The organism is Pseudoalteromonas sp. SMS1 (assembly GCF_021530565.1).
Lineage (GTDB): Bacteria > Pseudomonadota > Gammaproteobacteria > Enterobacterales > Alteromonadaceae > Pseudoalteromonas.
In genome coordinates, this window is sequence record NZ_JAKGBI010000003.1 from 344,744 (window position 1) to 368,221 (window position 23,478).

General features: G+C 43.8%; 22 protein-coding genes and 1 pseudogene. 13 read left to right on the forward strand and 10 right to left on the reverse strand.

All coding sequences use genetic code 11. The features are described 5' to 3' along the window. The first annotated feature begins 143 nt into the window (after positions 1-143). Together L1286_RS05230 and L1286_RS05235 are read left to right on the forward strand one after the other, a co-directional pair. Positions 144-1,172, forward strand: a complete 1,029-nt coding sequence (locus tag L1286_RS05230; protein ID WP_235405848.1) for a cytochrome-c peroxidase — start codon at positions 144-146, stop codon at positions 1,170-1,172. Further along, entirely contained in the window at positions 1,169-3,532 is a 2,364-nt protein-coding gene (locus L1286_RS05235; protein WP_235405849.1) for a hybrid sensor histidine kinase/response regulator, read from the forward strand. The genes L1286_RS05230 and L1286_RS05235 overlap by 4 nt, the downstream gene beginning before the upstream one ends. 97 nt (positions 3,533-3,629) lie before the next feature. Here L1286_RS05235 and L1286_RS05240 read toward each other — a convergent pair whose 3' ends face one another. The 3 genes and pseudogenes from L1286_RS05240 to L1286_RS05250 all read right to left on the reverse strand — a co-directional run bounded on the left by L1286_RS05240 (position 3,630) and on the right by L1286_RS05250 (position 5,228). Next, positions 3,630-3,884: a hypothetical protein gene (locus tag L1286_RS05240; RefSeq protein WP_235405850.1), complete on the reverse strand. Its 255-nt coding sequence runs from the start codon at positions 3,882-3,884 to the stop codon at positions 3,630-3,632. Beyond that, positions 3,769-4,441 (reverse strand): annotated as a pseudogene (locus L1286_RS24285) (SDR family NAD(P)-dependent oxidoreductase). The gene L1286_RS05240 and the pseudogene L1286_RS24285 overlap by 116 nt, the downstream one beginning before the upstream one ends. A 40-nt stretch (positions 4,442-4,481) precedes the next feature. After that, positions 4,482-5,228 (reverse strand): type 1 glutamine amidotransferase domain-containing protein, encoded by a 747-nt coding sequence (locus tag L1286_RS05250; RefSeq protein WP_235405852.1) that lies wholly within the window; start codon positions 5,226-5,228, stop codon positions 4,482-4,484. A gap of 7 nt (positions 5,229-5,235) precedes the next feature. On the opposite strand from L1286_RS05250, the gene L1286_RS24215 reads away from it, so the two are divergent. The 3 genes from L1286_RS24215 to L1286_RS05265 all read left to right on the forward strand — a co-directional run bounded on the left by L1286_RS24215 (position 5,236) and on the right by L1286_RS05265 (position 6,685). Continuing rightward, on the forward strand, positions 5,236-5,754 hold the full coding sequence (locus L1286_RS24215) for a LysR substrate-binding domain-containing protein (RefSeq protein ID WP_235405853.1): 519 nt from the start codon (positions 5,236-5,238) through the stop codon (positions 5,752-5,754). Then, positions 5,748-6,035: a hypothetical protein gene (locus L1286_RS05260; RefSeq protein WP_235405854.1), complete on the forward strand. Its 288-nt coding sequence runs from the start codon at positions 5,748-5,750 to the stop codon at positions 6,033-6,035. The genes L1286_RS24215 and L1286_RS05260 overlap by 7 nt, the downstream gene beginning before the upstream one ends. A 95-nt stretch (positions 6,036-6,130) precedes the next feature. Then, positions 6,131-6,685, forward strand: a complete 555-nt coding sequence (locus tag L1286_RS05265) for a hypothetical protein (RefSeq protein WP_235405855.1) — start codon at positions 6,131-6,133, stop codon at positions 6,683-6,685. Here L1286_RS05265 and L1286_RS05270 read toward each other — a convergent pair whose 3' ends face one another. Continuing rightward, a complete protein-coding gene (locus tag L1286_RS05270; RefSeq protein WP_235405856.1) occupies positions 6,686-7,588 on the reverse strand; it encodes a LysR family transcriptional regulator in 903 nt (300 codons plus the stop codon). 98 nt (positions 7,589-7,686) lie between these two features. Between L1286_RS05270 and L1286_RS05275 the strand changes: the two genes are divergently transcribed. Next, positions 7,687-8,211 (forward strand): SRPBCC family protein, encoded by a 525-nt coding sequence (locus tag L1286_RS05275; RefSeq protein ID WP_235405857.1) that lies wholly within the window; start codon positions 7,687-7,689, stop codon positions 8,209-8,211. A 278-nt stretch (positions 8,212-8,489) separates the two neighbouring features. Continuing rightward, complete coding sequence (locus tag L1286_RS05280) at positions 8,490-10,913, forward strand: ATP-binding protein (RefSeq protein ID WP_235405858.1); 2,424 nt, start codon at positions 8,490-8,492, stop codon at positions 10,911-10,913. Positions 10,914-10,959: 46 nt separating this feature from the next. Here L1286_RS05280 and L1286_RS05285 read toward each other — a convergent pair whose 3' ends face one another. Next, positions 10,960-11,616 (reverse strand): peroxiredoxin-like family protein, encoded by a 657-nt coding sequence (locus L1286_RS05285; protein WP_235405859.1) that lies wholly within the window; start codon positions 11,614-11,616, stop codon positions 10,960-10,962. 149 nt (positions 11,617-11,765) lie between these two features. On the opposite strand from L1286_RS05285, the gene L1286_RS05290 reads away from it, so the two are divergent. Beyond that, a complete protein-coding gene (locus L1286_RS05290; protein ID WP_235405860.1) occupies positions 11,766-12,380 on the forward strand; it encodes a flavin reductase family protein in 615 nt (204 codons plus the stop codon). 46 nt (positions 12,381-12,426) lie between these two features. Here L1286_RS05290 and L1286_RS05295 read toward each other — a convergent pair whose 3' ends face one another. Beyond that, the gene (locus tag L1286_RS05295) at positions 12,427-14,928 is read right to left on the reverse strand and encodes a S8 family serine peptidase (protein ID WP_235405934.1); all 2,502 of its coding nucleotides are present in this window, start codon (positions 14,926-14,928) and stop codon (positions 12,427-12,429) included. 713 nt (positions 14,929-15,641) lie between these two features. On the opposite strand from L1286_RS05295, the gene L1286_RS05300 reads away from it, so the two are divergent. From L1286_RS05300 to L1286_RS05315, 4 genes are read left to right on the forward strand one after another with little or no spacing between them, the layout of a single operon-like run. Then, complete coding sequence (locus L1286_RS05300) at positions 15,642-17,162, forward strand: curlin (protein WP_235405861.1); 1,521 nt, start codon at positions 15,642-15,644, stop codon at positions 17,160-17,162. A 31-nt stretch (positions 17,163-17,193) separates the two neighbouring features. Then, complete coding sequence (locus L1286_RS05305) at positions 17,194-17,592, forward strand: curli production assembly/transport protein CsgE (RefSeq protein WP_235405862.1); 399 nt, start codon at positions 17,194-17,196, stop codon at positions 17,590-17,592. After that, positions 17,586-18,008, forward strand: a complete 423-nt coding sequence (locus tag L1286_RS05310; RefSeq protein WP_235405863.1) for a curli assembly protein CsgF — start codon at positions 17,586-17,588, stop codon at positions 18,006-18,008. The genes L1286_RS05305 and L1286_RS05310 overlap by 7 nt, the downstream gene beginning before the upstream one ends. Beyond that, positions 18,008-18,799 (forward strand): CsgG/HfaB family protein, encoded by a 792-nt coding sequence (locus tag L1286_RS05315; protein WP_235405864.1) that lies wholly within the window; start codon positions 18,008-18,010, stop codon positions 18,797-18,799. Before L1286_RS05310 ends, L1286_RS05315 begins: the two co-directional genes overlap by 1 nt. Positions 18,800-18,832: 33 nt before the next feature. Here the strand turns inward: L1286_RS05315 and L1286_RS05320 are convergent, their stop codons facing one another. From L1286_RS05320 to trhP, 4 genes are all read right to left on the reverse strand, one after another. Then, complete coding sequence (locus tag L1286_RS05320) at positions 18,833-19,549, reverse strand: helix-turn-helix transcriptional regulator (protein ID WP_235405865.1); 717 nt, start codon at positions 19,547-19,549, stop codon at positions 18,833-18,835. A 207-nt stretch (positions 19,550-19,756) separates the two neighbouring features. Then, positions 19,757-20,902, reverse strand: coding sequence for a M23 family metallopeptidase (locus L1286_RS05325; RefSeq protein ID WP_235405866.1), 1,146 nt, complete (start codon positions 20,900-20,902; stop codon positions 19,757-19,759). Between the two features lie 216 nt (positions 20,903-21,118). Then, the gene (locus tag L1286_RS05330; RefSeq protein WP_235405867.1) at positions 21,119-21,367 is read right to left on the reverse strand and encodes a YfhL family 4Fe-4S dicluster ferredoxin; all 249 of its coding nucleotides are present in this window, start codon (positions 21,365-21,367) and stop codon (positions 21,119-21,121) included. Positions 21,368-21,369: 2 nt separating this feature from the next. Continuing rightward, a complete protein-coding gene (gene trhP / locus L1286_RS05335; RefSeq protein WP_235405868.1) occupies positions 21,370-22,728 on the reverse strand; it encodes a prephenate-dependent tRNA uridine(34) hydroxylase TrhP in 1,359 nt (452 codons plus the stop codon). Between the two features lie 226 nt (positions 22,729-22,954). On the opposite strand from trhP, the gene ndk reads away from it, so the two are divergent. After that, entirely contained in the window at positions 22,955-23,386 is a 432-nt protein-coding gene (gene ndk / locus L1286_RS05340) for a nucleoside-diphosphate kinase (protein WP_063358800.1), read from the forward strand. Positions 23,387-23,478: the final 92 nt, after the last annotated feature.

Here is a 23,478-nt window from a genome sequence, read left to right on the forward strand (position 1 = left end):
GTCTTAGGCTGGCTCAGCGCAACTAAAATCACACTAAGATGATGTAACTCAGTTCACAAATTAAACAAGCACTTGGATGTGTTGTGTCTATACTTACTGGTATCGAATCATAGACGAAATAAGAGTTCAGCAAGGATGTATAAATGAGTACAAGATATGTGTTGCTGATCACTGGGCTGCTACTTTGTATTTGCCTTAGCCTCGTACTTCAGTTCTTTACGGCAGAGCAAAAATATCGTTGGAAGCAAAATACAGAGCGCAGCGCCATCAAAATGCGATTTTTGGCGCGTGACGTCGATGCGCCGATCCAGCCATTACCTAAGGTGATGGAATACGACTTAGCTTGGGCAAAACTCGGCAAGGCGCTATTCAAAAGCCCACTGCTGTCGGCCGATAACTCCACGTCTTGTGCCTCGTGTCACGACTTGTATAACGGGGGAGATGATGGGTTTCCTGTTTCAGTGGGTATCAAGCAGCAACTGGGCGACCGCAATTCTCCAACGGTGATAAATGCGGTTTTCAACTTTCGCCAGTTTTGGGATGGACGTAGTTCTGACTTATTAGAACAAGCACCTCAACCTATCCATAATCCACTTGAAATGGGCACTAACTGGGCACAAGTAATTGAAAAGCTCAGTGCTCAGCCTGGTTTTGTCAGTAGCTTTAATGCCCTCTCTGAAGAGGGGATCACAGAACACAACATTATCAAAGCCATTGTGGCTTTTGAAGAGTCTTTGGTTTCCGAAAATACCCCGATTGATGCGTTTTTACTCGGTGATACCAATGCGCTGAGCCCTCAACAAAAAAGAGGATATGACAAGTTTGTAAATTATGGCTGTGTCACTTGCCATCAGGGGCGCAATATTGGTGGCAATCTGTATCAAAAAATAGGTCGGTTAGACAGAGTTCCGACGAGTTTGCAAGACGATTTTGGCCGATATGAATTGACTAAGAATGAACAAGATAAATTTGTATTTAAAGTACCAAGCTTGAGAAATGTCGCCAACACCGCTCCTTATTTTCACAATGGGTCAGTGGATGAGTTGGCTGATGCAATTCGCATAATGGCAAGAGGGCAATTGGGCCTAGAGCTCAGTGACGAGGATGTCGCAGATATTGAGGCACTTTTACATGCTTTTTCTGGTGAATTACCGAGGTCTTTGACAGAGTGAAATATCTAATCGAAGCAATACTGCTGGGGTTGATTTGGTTTTTTGGCTTTGCCGCCATTGATGCCTACCACCTTCTTAACCGACACCAACACGAGTTGGAATTAAAAAGCCGCCTCAATTTAGTGGCCACGGAGCTATCACTCGAAACGCTCTCTGCGATGGATAGCAATATTTATCATTTTGACCGGCACGCGCAAAAGCAATTAGAATTTGAACGCTATCTCAACGAGTTAGATTTAAACAACTTATTGAGCCAAGAGGTGGCCACAGAGTTAGATAAGTTTCAGGTGACTATCGACACCTATATGCAACTGGCCTCGATGCTAAAAACTTCCTACCGATACATCGCGAAACAAGAATTAGAGCACGCGGAATATGCGCCGCAATCACAGAACATTATCAGTGAAGTGGTATCGCTTGTTTCAAACTTGTCGGTGACTAATTCCATTCCTGTCATTGAACGTGTTAAAGCACGACTTGAAGCAATTTTGCCAACGCTTGCGCAATTTGAAAAAACACAGCCTAGATTTAGGATAATGCGACTTCATGTTGAGTTTGTGTTAGAAAATGCGCTGCAGGCCTCAAACTTATTAGTGCCCATTCAACAAAGTGAGATATCTCGTGTCATTTTAAAAGATAACCAGCTACTGGCAGAGAATATCAAAAGTACATACTGGTCGATGATGCGTTCTATTATGCTGCTTTTGGCAGTGGTCTTTTTATTGGTGATCACTGCGTTGGCTCGTTTGATGATGGATTTGAAAAAAGCTAATCAATTGGCTAACCAGGCCGCTGAAACCAAGTCTCTATTTGTATCGAACATGTCCCATGAAATTCGTACACCAATGAATGGCATCCTAGGACTGACAGACATTTTACTGAACACGGAACTTACAGCGATACAGCGAAACTACCTTGAAAAGGTACGCTTTTCGGCTAATGCTCTGACAACGATCATCAACGATATTTTAGACTTTTCTAAGATAGAATCTAAAAAGTTGCATATAGAGCATGTCGCTTTTCAATTTGATGACTTACTCGACAACCTGCGATCACTGATCACCCCAATTGCCAATACTAAAGGCATTAAGTTGATATTTGATCTGGACCCACATCTTAATGAGCAGTATGTGGGCGATCCGGTGAGAATTAATCAGATTATGCTGAACTTTGCGTCCAATGCCGTCAAGTTTACAGAAGAGGGAACGGTTACCCTTAATGTGCGCAAAAAGCGTAAAGAGCAAGATAAAGAGTGGGTCGAAATCTCCATTATCGACACCGGTATTGGTATTGCAGAAGATAAGGTGGCGATGTTATTTGAGCGCTTTACGCAAGCAGAGTCATCAACCACGCGTAAGTACGGAGGCACTGGGTTAGGGCTGACGATTTGTAAATTACTGACTGAGCTGATGCATGGTGAAATACACGTAGAAAGTACCCTTGGACAGGGGTCACTGTTCAGAGTAACTCTGCCATTGGATACTGTAAAAGCGGCGCAACCAGAAGAGTTAACAGAAATACGGGGGTCGATGTTAATCGTTGAAGACGACCCAATTTATTTAGAGGTAAGTACCAACATTGCGCGCTCTTTGGGATTGGCTATTACAGGCGCGACGAGCGGCAGTGAAGCGCAATTGCGCTTAACAGAGTCGCAATTTGATATTTTACTGCTTGACTGGGTACTCCCTGATTATGAGGCTAATGAGTTACTGAAAAAGCTAGAAAGCCTCGATATCTTGCCCAATAAAGTGGTAATTTACACTGCGCATACAGAAGAATTTATCAAGACAGATTTAACCTATCCAATTTTGTATAAACCACTGTTAAAAAGAGACTTAATAGATGTGTTAACGCGCCCTAGTGACGCCGTACACCAGTCTGCCAATACGCATTCGGCGTCGACACATCACCAGGATTTTAGTGAGCAGCCGCCACAACCGACAGGGCATACTTCTTCAGAGGTTTTACAGGGCTCTCAACTGAAAGTGTTGTTGGTTGAAGACAATGAAATCAATCGAATTGTGGCGCTGAAACTGCTTGACCGCATTGAAGGGTTGGCCGTTGAAGTCGCAATTAATGGGCAAGAGGCCGTGGATATTGTTCACGGCTGCGATGGTGCGTTTGATATGGTGTTTATGGATATCCAGATGCCAGTTATGGATGGGGTTGAAGCCACGAAAAAGATCAGGCAAACCTATGATGCAGAAACCCTGACGATCATCGCCTTGACGGCCAACGTCATGCAGTCAGAAATAGACAAATACTTTGCCATTGGCATGAATGGTCATCTTGGCAAGCCATTTAAAATGAGTGAACTAGAAGCGGTGTTTAAGCAACATGCCGATCTAACCGAACTGTGAATTGGTAGATGAATCAAAAAAGTAGCCACATTAAACATCACGTCGTCATTGGTAGGGACACAATGTGGCTACTTTAATTCTCAATCTTAGGTTTCATTTAGCGTTGCTTGAGTGCAAGTAGGTTGTTCATGCCGTAAAGGCCATAGATGTGCTGCATGGCTTCTTCGGTCGCGTGATTGACAGACTCAATCACCGAGTTTAAACCTGTACCGTCCACGGTGGTTCTAAATGGACGCTCAGCTGAAGGCGTTTGTAGCAAACGAAGTATCGCGGTCAGCCACCATTTGTGGACTTGGCGCATCCTCTGCATCATGCCCTTGTTCTGTGCCTGCCCACATTTGCTCTGGCGCATCTGCTAATTCGCCATAACTTTGGGTCACTTGTGTATCGCTAGACCTTAATAAGTTTGCACCAAAGTCAGTGCCAAACCCTCCGGGTTGAACAATGAGAGATTGAATACCGAATTGCGAAAGCTCTACACGATAGTTTTCTGCTAGGCCTTCAACAGCATGCTTAGTCGCGTTATAAGCGCCAAGGAAGGGTAAAACAAACTGCCCGTGTCATTCTTTGTACACCAAACACATTGATATCAAATACACGTTTAAGGTCTTCGATATTAAAACTTTCTTGCCATCCCAGTGTACCCACGCCTGCGTTATTGATGAGCACATCGATTTGGTCTGTCTGCGACAGTGCCAACTCAACACCAGCTGCCACACTGTGATCGTCGGTCACATCTATGTCGATAATTTTAACCCCTTTTGCTTTAAGCTCGTGAGCAATTGACGCATTGCGCCCTTTCGGGTCGCGCATAGTGCCAATAACTTGATAGCCAGCCGCAATTAAGGTGTTTGCAATTAAATAGCCAAAGCCACTGTTGGAACCGGTTACTAATACTGTTTGTGTCATGATTTACTCCAAAAATGATGTGATAAAAAGGGTGTGTGGGTTAGTCCAGCTTTGCGAGTAACGCTTTGGCGACACCCACAGAGGATTTATTATTTTGGTCAGTGATGAGTTCTCGGCCGATCACGATATGGGGCTGCCAATCTTGTTCTGCGCGAGAGTATTGGCCACCAGCTTTGGTAAGTGCATCTTGTGGCCAATAAAAGAGTTCATCACCTCCTAAGTAATACTTTGTCGCAACAGCTTCTTCTGAGTTGCTAAAAGTAGTCATTTTATAGCCATCGTATACCCAACCCTGAGCGGCTTTGGCCTTGCCGTTTGATTTCATTTGCTGTTCGAACTGCTGTGCATTTGGTAAAGCTGAGAGTAGTGCCACAGGGCCATGGCAAACGAGCCCCGTAGGTTTTTGCTTGGCATTAAAGTGGCGTAAAAACTGACCGAGCTGTTCATTACTGACTAAGTCGCCAAGAGGAGCATGGCCGCCGGGGACAAATACGGCATCAAACTGTCCAATGCCGATTTGCTCGATACGAGAGAAGCTCACAACGGGGCTATGTGTTTTATCGTCAATCATTAACTGATTAAAGAGCGCTTTGTGTGCAGCGTAGTTTTCTTGGCTTTCAGTTAAAAAGTGTTCGGGAGTATCAGACACAGGATCCAGCCTTGGCGCCATGCCCTTAGGTGATGCAAATGTGAGTGTATGGCCAGCTTCTAAAAATAATTTGACCGGTTCCATTAACTCATTTAGATAGACACCTGTGTCGTAGTTTGAAGCATTTTTTAAAGTCATTTGTACGGTGTCCGACATCACTATTAATATGTCGTCTGCTAGCGCCAATGGACTGGTTATCCGTCAAGGTAACCAGTTGGTATTGACCCCAAGGGCCGAAGCGCTTAAACCTCAACTTGAGCGTTGGTTGAATGATTTTGAAAAACACATTTTGTTTCAAGAGCAGTTTGATCCCGCAACGTCTTCTCGTGTTTTTTATATTGCAACCAGTGATTTAGTAGAGCAGATGCTTGCAGGACCTTTGCTGACTCACCTTAGCCGCATCGCGCCTAATACGCGGGTGGTATTTACGAAGTTAGATAAACGAGGCTTCGCCAGTCAGATAGAAAGTGGCGAGGTTGACTTTTCTATCAGTGTCATGGAGTCAAACCACCCGAGTCTAATGGTGACGACATTGTATCGGGATGAATTTGTTTCTATCGTTCGACATGGACATCCACTTTTAAAGTCGTCTGATACCGTCCAAGCTTTTTGTCAGTATCCCCATATACTGGCGGCACAGGGAAAGACATTAAAGGGATGGTAGATGATGCGCTGGCAGACGCCGGCCTAGCACGTATCGTGCAGTACAAAGTGGCAAACTTTTCGAGTGCCCCCTATATCGTGGAGGACAGTGATGCCATTTTTACCGCACCGCGCAAATTTATCCACGCGGTTACATCTCGATTTAACGTGACGGAATTTGAAACGCCTTGTGCGATAAAAGGCTATGCGATGAAGCTCTATTGGAATATCAGGAATAAAGATGATCAGGCCATTAATTGGTTGAAAACACAAATAGTGTCTGTCACCGGAGCGCGCGTTTAGTTGAGCTACCCCGTTATGCGGTTGCTTAGCGCAATTTTCTTTTTAAGCGCAATGGGGTTAATTACTATCATTAAAAAATAAATAGGGAAAAGAAAATGCGCACCATTTCTTTCTGTAGTTTGCTATTTTTAGCAGGCTGCACGAGTCATGTATCTGGACAGAAATTCGAACAGGCTAATTGGCGTTATGCGACAGATCCGCATGGCAGTCAGGCCATTTTAAATGAACCATTGGTCCAAGATTCGCGTGTAAAAATTGCGTTTGATAGGGTCCCACGAGTGGATAAAGCTAACAACTCTTGGGTAGAGCTCATCTATGACATCCCCGCTGGTAATTTGAAGGGTATATCGACCATTGAATTAACTTATCAAAGTGATAAACCATTGGTAATTAAGTTATCGCAAAAAGAATATGGTGGTGCGGGTGACAAAAGCTATGCCCATTATCAAGTTGTTTTGCCAACAGCCCTCAGCCCCACTTCTGAGCATGTGGATGTCACACGTTTTACACGCCCAGAGTGGACACCTGTTTGGTCGGAAGATCACGGTGTCGTTAAATCCTCGGTTACCGCGTTATATTTTGTACCGGACTTGACGGACCAAGCTGGTGGTCACGCGCAGCTGACGATTCATAAATTGGTTTTGCGATAATTAATGGTCTCCTAGCAGTAGCGCTTTCTGAGTGGTGAACAAGTCTACCAGCTGTGTTTTAAAGGCGCGGATCCGCGCCACTTCTCTGGAGTCATGGTGTGACAGCATCCAAATATCAAAAGCAATGTCAGGCGTGCATTTGGGCACTCTGATCAGCCCAGCGGTTTTATCACCGATAAAGCAAGGCAGGCGAGCAATGCCTAAACCGGATTTGGCGGCTTCGACTTGCATCGCTGAGTGGTTTAAACGACAAACCGTGCCTAAGTGTGCAAAAGGAGAAGTTTTAATCCACTCAGGAAAGCGTCCCAATTCTCCCCAACCGATGAGTTTAGCTAAGCTGTTTTCAGACCATGGGTCATGCGCGGTTAAGTAGGCTGGGGTGGCGTAGTAACAGGTGGCTATTTTTCCTACCATACGTCCAATTAAAGGTTCTGGTGGCATCTTATTATTGGGCAAAATACGCAATGCAATATCGACATCTCGATCATTTAAATCAATGACCTGACTTGATAGCACAACTTCTACATCGATGTCAGGGTATGATTGACTAAAAGTGGTGATCATAGGCATCAGTAAATGGTTTGCAATGGCATCTGATGTGGTGACACGAATTGCCCCACTGAGTTGGGCATCCAACCCGTGTATCAGATTGTATGCGGTGCCAATGGTTGACTCGGCTTGCTCTGCAAAATGCACTAAAGTTTCTCCTTGTTCCGTTAACGTGAATCCTGACACGTCCCTTTGAAACAATTTAGTCCCTAAACTTGACTCTAATTGGTCTATTCGTCGTGTAATGGTGGAATGACTCGTGCCTAACTGTTGCGCAGTTGCACGGGCACTGCCGCTTCTCACCATGGCCAAAAAATAATGCAGGTCCTGCCAATTGATGTTCGATTTTTGCAACGTGATGTTCCGTTATTATCTGTATCGTAACTTTTTTAGTCCATTTATAGTTACACCAAAGCGTGCCTTTGGCAATTAAATTAACAGTGGGTATCTACATGAACGTACATAATAAACAGACAATTAACGCACCTGTCTCACAGGTTTGGACAATCATCGCTGAAGAGTTTGCGACTGCTTATAAGTGGATGAGTGGTGTTGTACACAGCTATGAAATCAACCATGGACTCAAAGGCGAAACCCCCGTGGCTGGACGGGTATGCAATTTAGAGAATCACGACAATCCGTTTCATGCAGTGGAGAATATTCTTAGGTACGATGAAGCGGCGCGTACGCTAGTTTTTGAAGTAATCCCCGTCAAAGAGCGAGGGCCTCAATTGCCCATTGTGAAAAATAAAGTAACCATCAGATTAACTTCAACTGCTGATGGGAACACCCTAATACATTGGCATAGTCAAGTGACTCTAAAGCTTGTCGGCAAGCTACTTTACCCCATATTAAAGCTTGGTTTGTATAAAGCGTTTGCAAATATTTTGTTAGATTTAAAGGTGTTTGTGGAAACAGGCTATCCGAGCCAGCGAAAAGTTAACTCAGATAAAAAGTTACATGCTATTGCGCCGTAAGGCACAAGAATGGGCGTGATTTCGCATATAAAGTGGCAAAGGTATAGGCAATATGCAAACCATTTCATAACTTAGGGTTGAAAATTCATTATTTTTGTCAATGATTAATAGACTAAGTACTTGCCGAAGTAACAAGCTGAGCTCAGTGGACATGTCCCTGCTTGACGGTGCACTGTCGAGATAAAATACAAGCCTATGCTTTTTGCTGTTAAGTCGTTGAGGGTTATGATTGATGTATTGCCTCCGCTTTGTGTTACGCAGAAAATAGTTGGGCGATAATGAGCATAAAGTATCGTCCAACCCCTTGGTTTTTGCCCGCAGTGTCTGCCTTTTTAGTGCTGGCCATTTTGCTCGTTTTTAGTATTCGAGAGCAATCTAAATTAATTGAAAAAGAGCTTTTTGAAATTAAGGAACAACGCGCGTGGCAGGCGAGTTTTATTGCTGAGCAAATTGAGCTGCGGCTACGTGATGCGTCAGCGTCATCCTATCGATTGGCCAATACCCTAGCCAAGCAGCTTGCACGGCGCACCAACACCTCTTCACAAGCATTAGCACGTATTGTTCAGCCTTATTCTGATGGCTCTATTCGAACGCGAAAATCCGATTTCGATGGCCTGACTCAAGCTGGGATTTTTGTACCTGCCGGCGTCTCCATGAGTGCAGAAAAGTCTCGCATACTGATGATTGCGAAGGAGACCGTGGAAGCATTTGGTCAAGGTGCATTATCGAGTCAGTTCTCCGACACCTGGTTTATGAATGAAGATGGGGGCATTGTCATTTATTGGCCGCAGGAGCCTGATTTTATCTTCAAAGCGCAACAAGGTTTTAGTTACATTAACAGCCACTGGCTTATTCCAAATGCTCCGCCACAGACGTATTGGACACCGTTGGTTCAAGATCCGGTCCCTCGGTTATTGATGTTGTCTGCGGTCACTCCAGTATACGTTGAAGGAGTTTGGCGTGGTGCGGTTGGCCACGACATCACGTTACAAAGCTTGCTTGATAACGCGCAGATACTAAACGGGCACCCGCAGAGTGAATTTATTTTACTCAATGATAAAAACAATATTGTGGCTTCTGATATCGACAAGTTGTTACAAAGTAGCGGGAATAAGCACTTGGTCACATCGCAATTGGCCAGTGATTGGCGCGATGCCTATCAAAAGTTGTGGTCACACAATGAGTCGTATTTGGTGCATAAACAGCGGTTATACACCATGTCTATCATTGACTCTCAGGGGTGGGTGCTGCTCACTTCAATGCCATTGCAACCGGCAATGGACAAAATAAAAAGCGCGTTTACGGCTTTGCAAACGATGGCCTTAGTTAGTATCGCGGCGGAAGTGATGATATTAACGCTTTTATTTGCCTACTTTCATCGGCGCAATAAGGCATATGTGAAACATTTAAAAGATGCATCGCAGTCATTAGCAGAAGAAAAGCAACGCTATGAGACCTTAGTGGATAAAATTCCTTCGATTGTTTATCGCTGCAAAAATGACAAGTACTGGACCATGCTTTACTTAAATGGCGCGGTGGAGTTTGCGACGGGTTATCAAGCCGATGATTTCATCAACAATAAATCATTGGCATTTGCTGATATTATTTATCCCGATGATCAAGGCATGGTGTGGCAGGTAATTCAAGAGGCCTTGGACACACAAGGTCGCTTTAAAGTGGTTTATCGTGTGATTCATCATGATGGCCATATTCGTTGGATGATAGAGCGGGGTGGGTACAGTGAGAATCAGTTACATATCGAAGGGGTAATTACGGACATTACGGATCTCAAGGAAGCGGAACAAAAGCTCAAAGCATCCAATATGACCCTAGATGAGAAAGTCGCGCTGAAAACTGCTGAGCTGCAAAATACGAACCAAGCATTAACGGAAAAAACCGACAAGCTCCAAGACTCGTTACAGGCATTAAAGCAAACCCAACATGAATTGATCGAGGCTGAAAAAATGGTGTCCATGACGAGCATGGTGGTTGGAATGGCACATGAAATCAATACGCCACTTGGCAATATTGCCACCGCCGAGACCACAATAGCATCTAAAGTTGAACAGCTTTTGTATGCAATTGAACATGATCAGCTTAAAAAATCTGAGCTATTAGCCAGTCTAGACGTGATCCAATTGAGTCTTGTGTCTAATGACGCGAGCCTTAAAAAACTGCTGAGTTTAAGTGAGCGTTTTCAAAGTCTACATTATAGCCATGATGTAGAGCTCGAAAGAGGGGCATTTCAATTGGCGCCTTTAACGCTGCAAATTGTTGAAAAGTTTGCTGCGACGCTAGGAAGAAAGAACATCCAGTTGGATATTGATGTGAAAGCTGGGCTACTGTTATCCGGCTCGACAGAGGCCATCGATGAGGTATTAACAAAGTTAATTGAAAACTCGCTAAAACATGGTTTTGCATCCCAAGAAAGTGGTCATATTTGGCTAGAGGCACGCGAAGATGAACACCTCCAAGCGATTGTGATGACCTACCGCGATAATGGTAGCGGCATTGCGCCTAGTATTGAAGGGAATATTTTTATCCCTTTTGCATCCCAAGCACTCAACCAAGGAGGAGGGGGACTCGGGCTTAGCCGAGTCTATAACATTATTAAAACGGAATTTAATGGAAAAATTGAATTGCAAACGCCTGTAGAACAAAATGGTGCTTGTTTTGTGATAACGCTGCCCATTGCGCAGTAACCGTATTGTAAGAGCGTGCGACGCTGATTTATCGGCGTTGTCAGGGTTATTTTTCTGCTTGTAGAAGCTGTTGGTATACCGCTAAAACATCCATCGGCTCAGCACGTGACGTGTAGTCCTCTTCTATAAATGCATATTGCACCGTGCCCGAAGTATCGACAATATAAGTGGCAGGGATTGGCAAAGCAAATTCTGTTCGTGCGGTCCGCTCCAAAAGATCCACCCCCCATTTTAACAGCACGGCTTTGAGTGCATCATTGATCTCATAAACTAACCCAAACTTCTCCATCACAGTAAAGTTGGGATCGAGTAATAGTGGAAAGCTGAGCGCGTTATCTAGTTGGACCTGCTTGGTAAAGCTGAGGGTTTCACCCGATACTGCGATGAGGTTCGGCATGGACGGTTGTTCGGCAATAAGCTGCTCCCAAGCGCGTAGTTCAAGCATACAATAAGGACACCACCCTCCACGAACAAAGGTAATGATCAGTGGCCGCTGTAACAGTGTGGTCAATGAGATCGCTTGTCCACTATTATCGTAGAGTGTGCCATCTGGCATTGGCTCAGAAACTTTGGGACTCGCTCTTAAAGTGCGCTGCTCTTGCAGGAGCGAAATGTTGCGACTGAGAGTCTCTAATATTTCTGGAGGTGCTGACTGTTCATAGGAATGTTTAAAGTCACTCAATGCTTGCGCCAGTGATGCCATAGGGGGTTCTCAGGTGTCATAAAAGTCTACTGTTAAGTGTAGAGTGCGCATCTTATTTCAACAACGTTGGTATAGATTGGCGATAAAACCCCATATACAAATGCACTGTGCTCCCTTATGCTAGTTTTCATTTGTGCTTAGGTATATCAATGATTTTAAACTTCAAAGACCTTTCGCCAAATCGGATCTATCACACCTTGACCCAAACGGTTGTGCCAAGACCCATCGCATGGGTTTTATCAAAAAACACGCAAGGTACGCTGAATTTGGCGCCTTTTTCTTATTTTACCGCCATTAGCTCAGACCCGGCTATTTTAATGTACGCGGTCGGACAAAAGCCGTCGGGTGAATACAAAGATTCTGTAGTTAATGTAGAAGAAAATAATGAGCTGGTCATTCATATTGCGGACAGTGAGCTGGCGCATGACGTGACACAGTCAGCAGCAACTTTGCCAAACGACCAATCTGAACTCGATTTACTCGACCTTCGTTTAGTGGAATTTTCTGGCTTTGGTTTACCCAGAATTGAAAAAGCGAAAGTCGCCTTTGGTTGTAAACTCCATCAGGTCGTTGAAATGGGGGAATTGCCTATGAAGCTGGTCTTTGTTGAGGTGACACAGGCATACATCGACGATGAGATCATTCAACTGGACGAAAAGGGCCGCAGTAAAGTGGATGCGCTTAAGCTAGATCCACTGGCGCGTCTTGGCGGTGCCGAATACGCTAACCTGAAAGCCGTGTTTAAGTCTGCACGGCCACAGTAACCGTGCAGAGACAGTCAGGGGAGTGTATCCCCCCTGACAGCGTTACTTATTGAAAGTTAACAGTTACTTCTTCTGAGCAAATATCACCTAACTGACACACTTTATACGTGTAGCTCGTTGCAGCTGCATTGCGTGAGAAATCACGGTATTTACCCGTGTTGTTAACCGTTCTGATTGCTTCACCATCGCGGTAAATAGTGACTTGGTCGGCGCTGGTGCCCGTCCAAGCAAGCTCTACGCGAATTGACCCAAGACGAGATTTGTTAACTCGTACAACTTCTAACTGAGGGTTATCTGAGCTAACCGAGATAGTTTGAGTTGATGTATTTGTATTACCTTGACTGTCTGTAACCGTAAGCGCGACCTGGTAGTCACCTGAGGCTGCATATGCATGCACAGGGTTTATCGCTGTACTTGTATTACCATCACCGAAATCCCAGGCTCTGCTAACAATATCGTCATTTGCATCAGTACTGGTGTCTGTAAACGTCACGTCTAGGCCATTTTTAGTGAATGCGAATCCAGCAACTGGTGGCACTTCTGATACCTCTCCAATTCCCGTTAACGTAATTGACCAATTGTTTAATGTACCTGAGTCTAAGTTTGCATTATCAACCACTTTTAGTAGCCAATCCCCAGCAGCAGTCTCGCCATTAAATGCATCAGAGCTGATACTACTTACGATATCATCTGCGCTACCACCCGTTCTGTTATGCAGTGTGGCAACAGTGCCCGCTGGTGATGTTAATGTAACAAGTAGGTCGCCAATGTAAGTGTGGCTAATATTCAGCGCTGTGCTACTACCAAAAATAGTGACATCGTCTGCAATCGTGATTGTTGAGGTAACGCCTGCTTGATCATTATCAGGAATGGCAACACTGGTCGTGTTGTCGTAAACGAAGTCTCTCAACCCAGCTGGGAGTACATCTAATTTAAGTAGTTTTTGCTGACTTAACTCGCCAGAAACAGCGTCGACAGTGAAGTTGTAGCTGCCCCATTGCGTCTCGGCAGTTGTTGCCACGCTCAGTACCGCTGTTTCACCCGGTGTCACAGTTGTTTTTGACAGGGTGACACCATTTAAGCCGCCAGCGGCTGACAGGTCAATGTCACCTTGCCAGTTTGCAACTGAAGTGAATGTGAGCTGATAGTCAGCAGTTTGCCCTGCTGTTACCTCTTGAGATACTGGTGTCGCAACCACTCTAAAGCCTGGTGTCGGGTCGGCATCGATCAGCATTTGATGCGCATCTAAGCGTTTACCAGAGACGGTTTTTCCATCTAATGCAGCAATACTTTTACCTGATTGCATCAGTAGCTCTTTCAACTCTAATGTTGTTAGGCTTGGATTGACTGACAGCGCAAGTGCTGCAGCACCCGCAACATGTGGTGTTGCCATTGATGTCCCGGAGAATGATGCATAACCACCCCCTGGCACTGTTGAAAGTACATCGCTACCTGGTGCGCCCATATCAACAGATGTCAGGCCCCACTGAGAGAATGAGGACATCGCATCGGTATGTGTTGTTGATGCAATCGCCATAACGCTGTCTTGATCATAACTTGCAGGGTAACTGGGCGAGATGTCGTTATCGCGTGCACCATTACCTGCTGCAGCGACGAAGAGAATACCAGCTTGCTCACTGGCTGTAATTGAGTCATAGAGTGCTTGGCTGAAGCCACCGCCACCCCAACTGTTGTTGAGTATACTGATATTGTGGCCAGCATTTTTCATTGCCACCATGTAATCAATACATTTGATTGCATCTGCTGTAGAACCACTGCCTGAAGAATTTAGGAATTTACAGCCGATGATGGATACTTCGTGGTTAACACCCACAACCCCTTCACTGTTATTACCAGTTGCACCAATTGTACCTGATACGTGTGTACCATGGCCTTGGTCATCCATTGGGTCGCCACTGTTTGTAATCGCATTGATACCATAGACATCATCAACGTAACCATTGTTATCGTTATCAATGCCGTCACCTGCGATTTCATTTGGGTTAACCCACATATTTGCAGTGAGATCTGGGTGAGTGTAGTCAACACCAGTATCGATAACACCGACAATTACGTCACGAGAGCCAATGCTAATGTCCCACGCTTCAGGTGCGTTGATATCCGCATCATTGGTGCCGCCAGTTTGACCTGTGTTGTGCAAGCCCCACAATTCATCAAAGCGGCTATCATTTGGTAAAGCCATGGCTTTAACTGTGTAGTTAGGTTCTACATAAGAAACAGCTGGGTGCTTTTCTAGCATTTGGATCGCCTGCTTAGACGTCATGCCATTTAATTTGAAATGCGCTAGGCGGCCATTAATAACATTCTGATAGTTATCATCCTTTTCATCCGCATTGCTATCTGAAATACGTGCTTTTACCAAGCTACGTGCTTGTGCACGCATTTCTGCTGTTGCGTCATTCTTAAACACGACAATGACACTGTCATCTGCTGTTTGAGTGGTCGTGTTAATTTGAATTGCAGCGTGAGATGTGAACGCAAACAGTGGCATCAATGCCATTGTTAAAGCTGTAAATTTTGTTTTCATCATTCTTCCAAATGTTAGTTGTTCAGACTAAGTAGATGTATGACTACATAGCTACCTTTTTATGACTTCTTTAAGAACGGATGACGGCATCGTTTTTGGGCAACGAGTACCAACCTAATATATAGAAATGAGGTACATCAAATTGAAATTAGTTCAATATTGAAAATTCATTACTTTTTGTGGTTTTACTGCCGTGTTTTTTTTATTGACTGGTACTTTTTTGGTAATTCTTTGCTGAATCGTGATGAAAAGTTGATGTAATTTTACTCATACTTTTTTTGTATACATTTTCGGGGAAAAGTGTATTTACTATAAAAACAATTATAAGTTAATGATCTTAATTTAGTTTTTTAATCAAAAAAATTTCTCATTTATCTTCGGCTGGTAGCCAATTAGAGTGAATACGTGACACAGTATTTAGTTTATTTCGTGCTGAATAAAATAATCATGAAGTAGATCAAAAACTGATGAATCAATAATTACAGAGCTTCTAATAAGAACAGGACGCATCTTGATTTATTTTCATAAATGCATTTTCGAAAATAGGTCAAATTAATTCAATAGTGCTCTTGCATAGAATGTCGGTTTACAAAAACTTAAGTAAAACGTGTTATGGCAACGACAGGTTTAGGTGCAGTTAAGTGTGGTAACCGTGGGCATGTATTGGTAAATACTCACATTTCAAACGCGAAAAAAACACTAAGGAGAAAAGTGTGAAGTTTTCTAAATCATTAATTAGCTGTGCGTTGGCAATTGCATTCTCTCAGTCTGTAGCAGCTCAAACAGTCGAAGAAACAGGTAAAGCTCAATCTACTTCAAATTTAAGCCAGTTAGAACGTGGTCTAACAACAGGTAATGCACTTACGATCAAACAAGAAGCGGTTGTATCAGGCAATACACTGGCGAGCTTTCAAGAAGGAACAAGTAACCAAACGAATGTCACTACAGTAGGTGACAACAATGAAACGGTGACTAATCAATCCGGTACACAGCATGCCATTATTGTGTCGACAACGGGTGACAATAACACGCAAAGCTATGTACAAAGTGGAGAGGCACATGGTGCTGAATCAACGTTAACGGGTAACTTCAATAATGTGGCGGTTGCACAAAGCGGTGCTGGTCACTTAGGTATTGATAATGAAGTTACAAACCTAATTGTGGGTGACGAGAATGATGTGCAAGTATCTCAAAACTCAGGGGGTCACTGGTACTACAACAAAAATATGCAAGGTAACCAAAATGCGGTTACAGGCATGCAAGCGGGTACTTGGCACGAAATACACATTGATAGCGTCAGTGGTGACCAAAACACGATTACCACAGTGCAAGAAGGTGACTACAACAAATCTGAATTCAAAGCGATTGAAGGCAATGAAAACTCAATTGAAGTGACTCAGCTAGGTGATGATCACCGTGTTGTTATCGAGCAAGTGCTAGGTAATGACAACGAAATTGAATTGGAGCAAAGCGAAGGTAATGATAACAGCATCACCATTGCTGGCATTGTGGGTGAAGACAATGACCTAAATATTGACCAAGAAGGCAATAATAACCAATTTGTGAGTGCATTATACCAAGGTGATGACAATGACGTAACCGTGAGTCAAAGTGGTGATGAGTCTGAAGTGAGTGTTGATGTTTCTGGTAACAACAACGCGTTCACAGCGTCACAGCAAATTGGCAATCAAAACGTACTATACGTTGGGGCGATTGGTGACAACAACGAAGTAAATACCATTCAAACTGGTTCGGAAAACAACACGCACATTGCTGTTTTCAACGGCGACAATAACGATATCGATGTGGGCCAATACGGCAATCAAAATGAGTTTGTATTCCAAACTTCTGAGCCGGATCCAAGCATCGAAGCAAATGATAACAACATCACGCTACTACAGCGCAAAATTGGTAACAGTGCGGCTGTCACGATGGGTTATGTTGCGACAAGCTCTAATAATCAAGTTGATATTGCACAAACAGGTGATCTGAATGCGATTGACCTGTTACTTGAAGGTAGCAACAACATGATTGACCTGATCCAAGAGGGTGACAACAACTTTATTGTTGGCATTGAGTCGAGTGGCTTTGTTGTAAGTGGTAACGACAACGTGGTGTCTATCAGTCAAACGGGTAATGGCAACCTGGTTGAAGGTGGTATTGCAGGTAATGGTCAAAACCTAAGTATTACACAGGTTGGTGACTACAACGTAGCAACAATCATTCAGCAGTAATGAGGAGGGGCCTGTTGGCCCCTTACTTTGGATGAAATCAATATTCGTAATACTTTTTTTAAGCTTGGTGTGTGTTCAGGCTCACGCAAGGCAAGTCGCAGCACATGAAGAGGATGAGTTAGGGGGATTGGTGATAGATCAGAGCATTAGTCGCTTTGGTTACCAATTTTACTTTGATTTTTCTCAATTGTGGCGTGATGTGCCCAACACCTCGGGTGTAAACATCATTATAAAAGAAACTGTATTGCCTCGGGCTGGCACCCGGTTGCAGGTGATGATGAACCGACGCGTTGTGTATAGCACAGCAATGGGACGCCGAGGTGGGTCGTTAGATGACCGAGTTGAAACAGCCTTATTTGCGGTCATGGATGCAATGGCCAGCGAGCGGTATCAGCAGCGCTCTCCAGATCTAGCTGAAAGTGGATGGTAATAATGAAAATAATAACACTGACTCTTTTTTTAATTGTATCTTGCTGGGTTTCTGCAACTGAGATTGTATATAAACCAATTAATCCGTCGTTTGGCGGGAATCCTTTAAACGCCAGCATGTTGCTTAACAAAGCCAACTCACAAAACAAACATCGTGCCCCTGTGATCGAAAAGTCCTATGGAGAGCGGTTTCAAGAATCGCTAGAGCGCACATACCTCAATCGCATGGTAAGAGAAATCTCTGATATGGCCTTTGGTGATGATGTGGAAGACAGTATCTTCAATGAAGACTCGGTATTTGTCAGCGGTGAATATGAAATTCAAGTTATTACTAGCACACCTGACTCAATCACCGTGCAAATAAAGCACATCAACAATGGTGATACTACAATTATTGAAGTGCCGAGGTTTGGCTAATGCGAAGTGTCGTTGTATTTTTAATCTTGGTTTTCGTCAGTGGATGTTCGCAGATGCGCTCTGTTATTCCCCCTGCTCAGAGTCTGCCGCAAGCGTTGTCACAGAGTCATCAATTTCAATCACTCAAGGCGTTGCCTGAGCCGTTAGGTCGGATCCCTGTGGCAGTTTACTCCTTTCGCGACCAAACCGGTCAGTATAAACCCAAAGACAATGTGAGCTCATTTTCCACTGCGGTGACTCAGGGAGCAAACTCGATTCTTACTCAGGCGCTCCATGAAACAGATTGGTTTATACCTGTAGAGCGGGAAGGCCTACAAAATTTATTAACGGAGCGCAAAATCACTCGCGCTGCGATGAGTGATGATCAAAAAGTCGCAGCGCAGTTACCGCCTCTCACCATGGCCAAAATTATTTTTGAAGGGGGCATTATCAGTTATGACTCCAATGTTAAAACTGGCGGTTTGGGGATGGAGTATTTTGGTATCGGGGCATCAGAACTATATCGAGAAGATGTGATCTCCATTTACTTACGTGCTGTGGATGTGCGCACAGGGCAAGTACTGCTGTCAGTGGCGACAACTAAAAAGGTGTTGTCGATGGAAGTGAGAGCCGGTTTTTTCCGTTATGTCAGTTATAAACGATTGGCTGAAGCAGAAGCCGGATACAGTGACAACGAGCCTATGCATATTTGTGTAACACAAGCGATTGAAAAAGCATTGGTAATGTTAGTTGATCAAGGTATAGAAAAAGGTGTTTGGTCGGCGAAATCATCATCCATGTCTTCAACTTAAAGCGACCATGGGCGTATGGCACGCCCATGCATTTTAATGACGTCCCATCAGAATCGTGTTGGTATTGAGGGGGATATGTTTTTGCGCCCAATTGGCTAACTCAATTCGATTTCTTGAATTGGTTTTTTTAAATGCACTATAAATGTGTGTTTTGACCGTATGGCTACTGATATTAAGTGAATCGGCGATATCATCATTTTTCGCGCCGTTGGCGAGTAATTTAATGACTGACTTTTCTCTGGCCGTGAGTAATTCAAGCTCGGTATCTTCGACATCCGGAGAAAGAGCATGCGTAGTTTGAGGCAACTGTTTGATCAGCATGTTAAATGCTTTTGAAATCGAAGTCCGGCAAAACCACAGCTCGCCATTGAGTACACGTTGTATCCCTTTAAAGATATTTTCAACGGACGTAGTTTGGTAAATAACGCCTTTAATATTCGCGAGCAGCGCAGTCTGTTCATTGACAAGATGGGGCTGCGCATTAAATAACAACACATTGTGATTTGCGGCGAGTAAATGTACTTCTGCACTAAGTAAATCTTGGCATTCCCTATGGCTGATATCAACCAGAAATAAATGATGTGTATCGCGTGATGCTGTTTCAGGGAGACGGGTATCAATTTTAATGTGATTGCTTGTGGCTTCTAATATTTTTACAAAGCGGATGAACTCAATGTCTTGAGTATCGGTTTCTTTGTGTGTCAAAACAAAAAGACTAACTTCCTTGTTACTTGCTTGTATCGCATTCATTCGTCCAACAACCTCTTATTGTTCCTATTACCTTAAATATACATATTTTTCACAATAAGTTTAGCTTTAATTTTCATTTTGTTTTTTGCAGTATCAAATGGTGGTTAAAAAGTCGTGGTTTTGTGCCTGTTTTAGAGGAGTTGAACTGGTAATGAATAAGTTTCAAGTAGTTACTCTAACACTACTTGAAACTTTGAGTGTGGTGGACTAGCGATAAAGCCTTGACCAAGCACAGGTTCTATAGCCATTCTTTTCAAAATAAAAACGGTAGCAATTATCATCGTAGTTGGAGTTCCCAACATCTATCCGATATCCGCTAATGTAGGTATTGTGTAAGGATATAAAACGACCATTGTATAAGAGCGAAAAGTGAACGTGCGGACCTGTAGATTGACCACCTTGGCAAAGCGCCATAGAGCGGTTATTGGCATATCTCCCTAACCATGCCCCTGCTGAGATATAGTCTCCGCTGCTGTATTGCAAATTATCCATATGGTAATACTGAGTCGCATAGCCACTTGAATGGGTCACTCGAATGTTGCACGCTGAATACCGTGTCACAGTGCCACCATGCGCGGCTTGTACCCATGGTGTATTGGATCCCCAACCACCAGAACCATTGTTAAAGTCCAAAGAGGAATACGGGTATCCGGATCCCGTGTTGGAATGCGCACCACCACTATACCAAGCATAACCTGAGGGCCAGGGTAAATTCATTGAAAAGTTGACCTGAGGGGCAATATTAGCTGTTTCAAATCTCACTTTTTCAGGGGCAAATAAATCCGTTGAGAATGTGGCTTGGTACTGCTTTGCCAATGAAGCTAACGCGTTACCACTACCTAATAGGCTAGTCAGTGCTGCGGTTGAGGGGTTACTTTTCTCTGTTTTATGTTCGGTTGTGTACAACTCAAATGCGTAAAAGCGTTGACTTAACCTTAACGCGATATCTTCGAGTTGTGCTGCGAACCCGGTTTTCTTTGACCAATTGGCAAAGGGACGTTCAAGGGCTGTTTTATTTGGGTTACTAAGTACTTGGCTTGCTTGCTCCATAAGTGCAAGCAGCAGTTTGGGGTTAATGCTGGTGTGTCCAGCCCAGTGTAAGAGTACTTCTTGGTGTTCTATTAGGTGCGGCGCGGTACTGTATAGTACTGCTTGCCAATCCTCGTTGAGTAATTCATTGGTAAAAATAAATTGTGCTTCATCTACTTGTACAAGTGGGTTGATGGCCAATGCGTGTACATCAGCCTGATCAAAGTGAAAAGGCGCGATGTCTAAGTGTTGGCCTTGTGCTGCACAATGTGCTGATGTGAATAGCAGGGCACAGACTGCCCCTGTGTTTAATTGTCGTGTCATGTTGTATCCTCTTGATTGTTTTTTGTACTGCCATGTACTGTATATCGGTAAGTAATAAATTTGTAAAATAAGAGTAAACATACTAATGGTGATATTTTGTACAAAAATAGATACAAATTGACTGAATAATAAACAAAAATGCAAGAGTGAGAAGGTTGGAAATGGGCCCTTCATATGGTTTTATTAGAAGGGCCTGATAACAGAAAGTTAAGCGTTTTATTGACCTGTTAGTCTGAGGTACTTTTCAGCTAGTGTATCTAGGCTTTCTTGGTGATCTGGGTTGGGTTTTATGCAGTCAATTGGGCAAACACTCACGCAAGTTGGCTGGTCGTAGTGTCCGACGCATTCAGTGCATTTATCGGGATCGATTTCATACACTGTACTGCCCATATAAATGGCCTGATTTGGACACTCCGGATCACACATATCACAATTAATACACTTGCTGGTGATGAGCAGCGCCATAGTTATGCCTTTTTAAAGGGGTTACGCGTATCTTCCTGATTGCCCAAGTTACGCATCAAAATTGCATGTTCAAGGTTGATGTCTTCTGGCAGTGGGATTTTAACGATGTGGCCAGAGCCTTTGGCATCGTGGATTGTTTCACCTTTTTGGTTTTCCATATGCTCCAAGTTAAAGGCGATATTTCCCTGCGGTGTCATGAGTTCTAAACTATGGCCAGTACAAAACTTATTTTTTACATCGATATCGACAAGACCATTGCTATTTCTGCCTAATACTTCACCTACAAACTGTTGTTTGTCCGACACGGAATGGCCGTATTCATAGTTTTGATAATCCTGGTGTGCGTGACGCTTTAAAAATCCTTCGGTGTACCCGCGATGGGCAAGGTTTTCTAATGTACGCAATAAATTTGGATCAAATGGCTTACCAGCGACGGCGTCATCTATGGCTTTGCGGTAAACTTGCGCGGTTCTCGCGACGTAATAAAATGACTTTGTTCTTCCTTCTATTTTAAGACTATGTACGCCCATTTTGGTTAATTGGTCAACATACTGAACTGCACGCAGATCTTTTGAATTCATAATATAGGTGCCGTGTTCGTCTTCAAATGCAGGCATAAACTCACCCGGTCTGCCTTGCTCTTCAAGCATAAAAACCTGCTCCGTTGGCTGGCCTTCTCCCAGTGTTGGGATTACGTCTTTTGGGTTGACCTTGTGTACAACATCTCCAAGCACTGTTTCTTGACCTGGTTTAACGTCATAACTCCAACGACAGGCATTAGTACAGGTGCCCTGATTAGGATCTCGTTTATTAATATAACCAGACAGTAGGCAGCGTCCTGAATACGCCATACACAAAGCCCCATGTACAAATACCTCTAGCTCAGTATTTGGGCAAAGAGTACGGATTTCTGCGATTTCTTCGAGTGACAGCTCACGTGACAGAATGACACGTTCAATCCCTTGGTTAGCCCAAAATTGAACTGAGGCATAGTTTACTGCGTTGGCTTGTACGGATAGGTGAATAGGCATATCTGGCCACTTGTCACGAACGAGCATGATGAGACCGGGATCTGACATAATAAGCGCATCTGGCTGCATAGCGATGACGGGCTCAATGTCTCTTAGATACGTTTTTACCTTACTATTATGTGGTGCGATATTGGATACCACATAGAGCTTCTTATTTTGCTGGTGGGCTTCATTGATGCCTATTTCTAAGTTTGCTAAATCAAACTCATTATTTCTGACACGTAAACTATATCTAGGTTGACCCGCATAAACGGCGTCGGCGCCATACGCAAAAGCGTAACGCATATTCTTTAAACTACCGGCTGGTGAAAGTAGTTCTGGTACAAACATAACTAAACCTCATACATTGAACTGGGTGCAAGCCAGCTGCTGGGGATCTTAAAAAGCGGCGCAGTATAAGTGAGATTTTGCTGTGATATGTTGACTCAGATCAGGTTTAGCAAGGTGCTATCGTCACGCCAATTAAATAAAGCGGGTGCAAAGTGTAGGCTTTTAGTCATAAAGCGCGTATAATTCGCGCCCGTAAATATCAACAATTATTAATGGAGCTAAAAAGATGGCTTTAGAGCGTACTTTTTCAATCGTTAAGCCTGATGCGGTAGCTAAAAACCACATCGGTGCTATCTACAACCGTTTTGAGTCTGCTGGTCTTAAGATCGTTGCTTCTAAAATGGTTCACCTTTCTCAAGAGAAAGCTGAAGGTTTCTACGCAGAGCACAAAGAGCGTCCTTTCTTTGGTGCACTAGTTGAATTCATGACATCTGGTCCAGTAATGGTTCAGGTTCTTGAAGGTGAAGATGCAGTTCGTAAAAACCGTGAAATCATGGGTGCAACTAACCCTGCTGAAGCACTAGCTGGTACTTTACGTGCTGACTATGCAGACAGCATCGACGAGAATGCGGTACACGGTTCAGACGCTCCTGAATCAGCTGCTCGCGAAATCGCTTACTTCTTCAGCGATGAAGAGATCTGCCCACGTACTCGTTAATATCGAGCTGAGCAGAAAAAAAGGGCTCTCGGGCCCTTTTTTAATCTCTTCAATTAACTTGATCGTTTTTAAAAGCAATTGGGGTGTTTCTA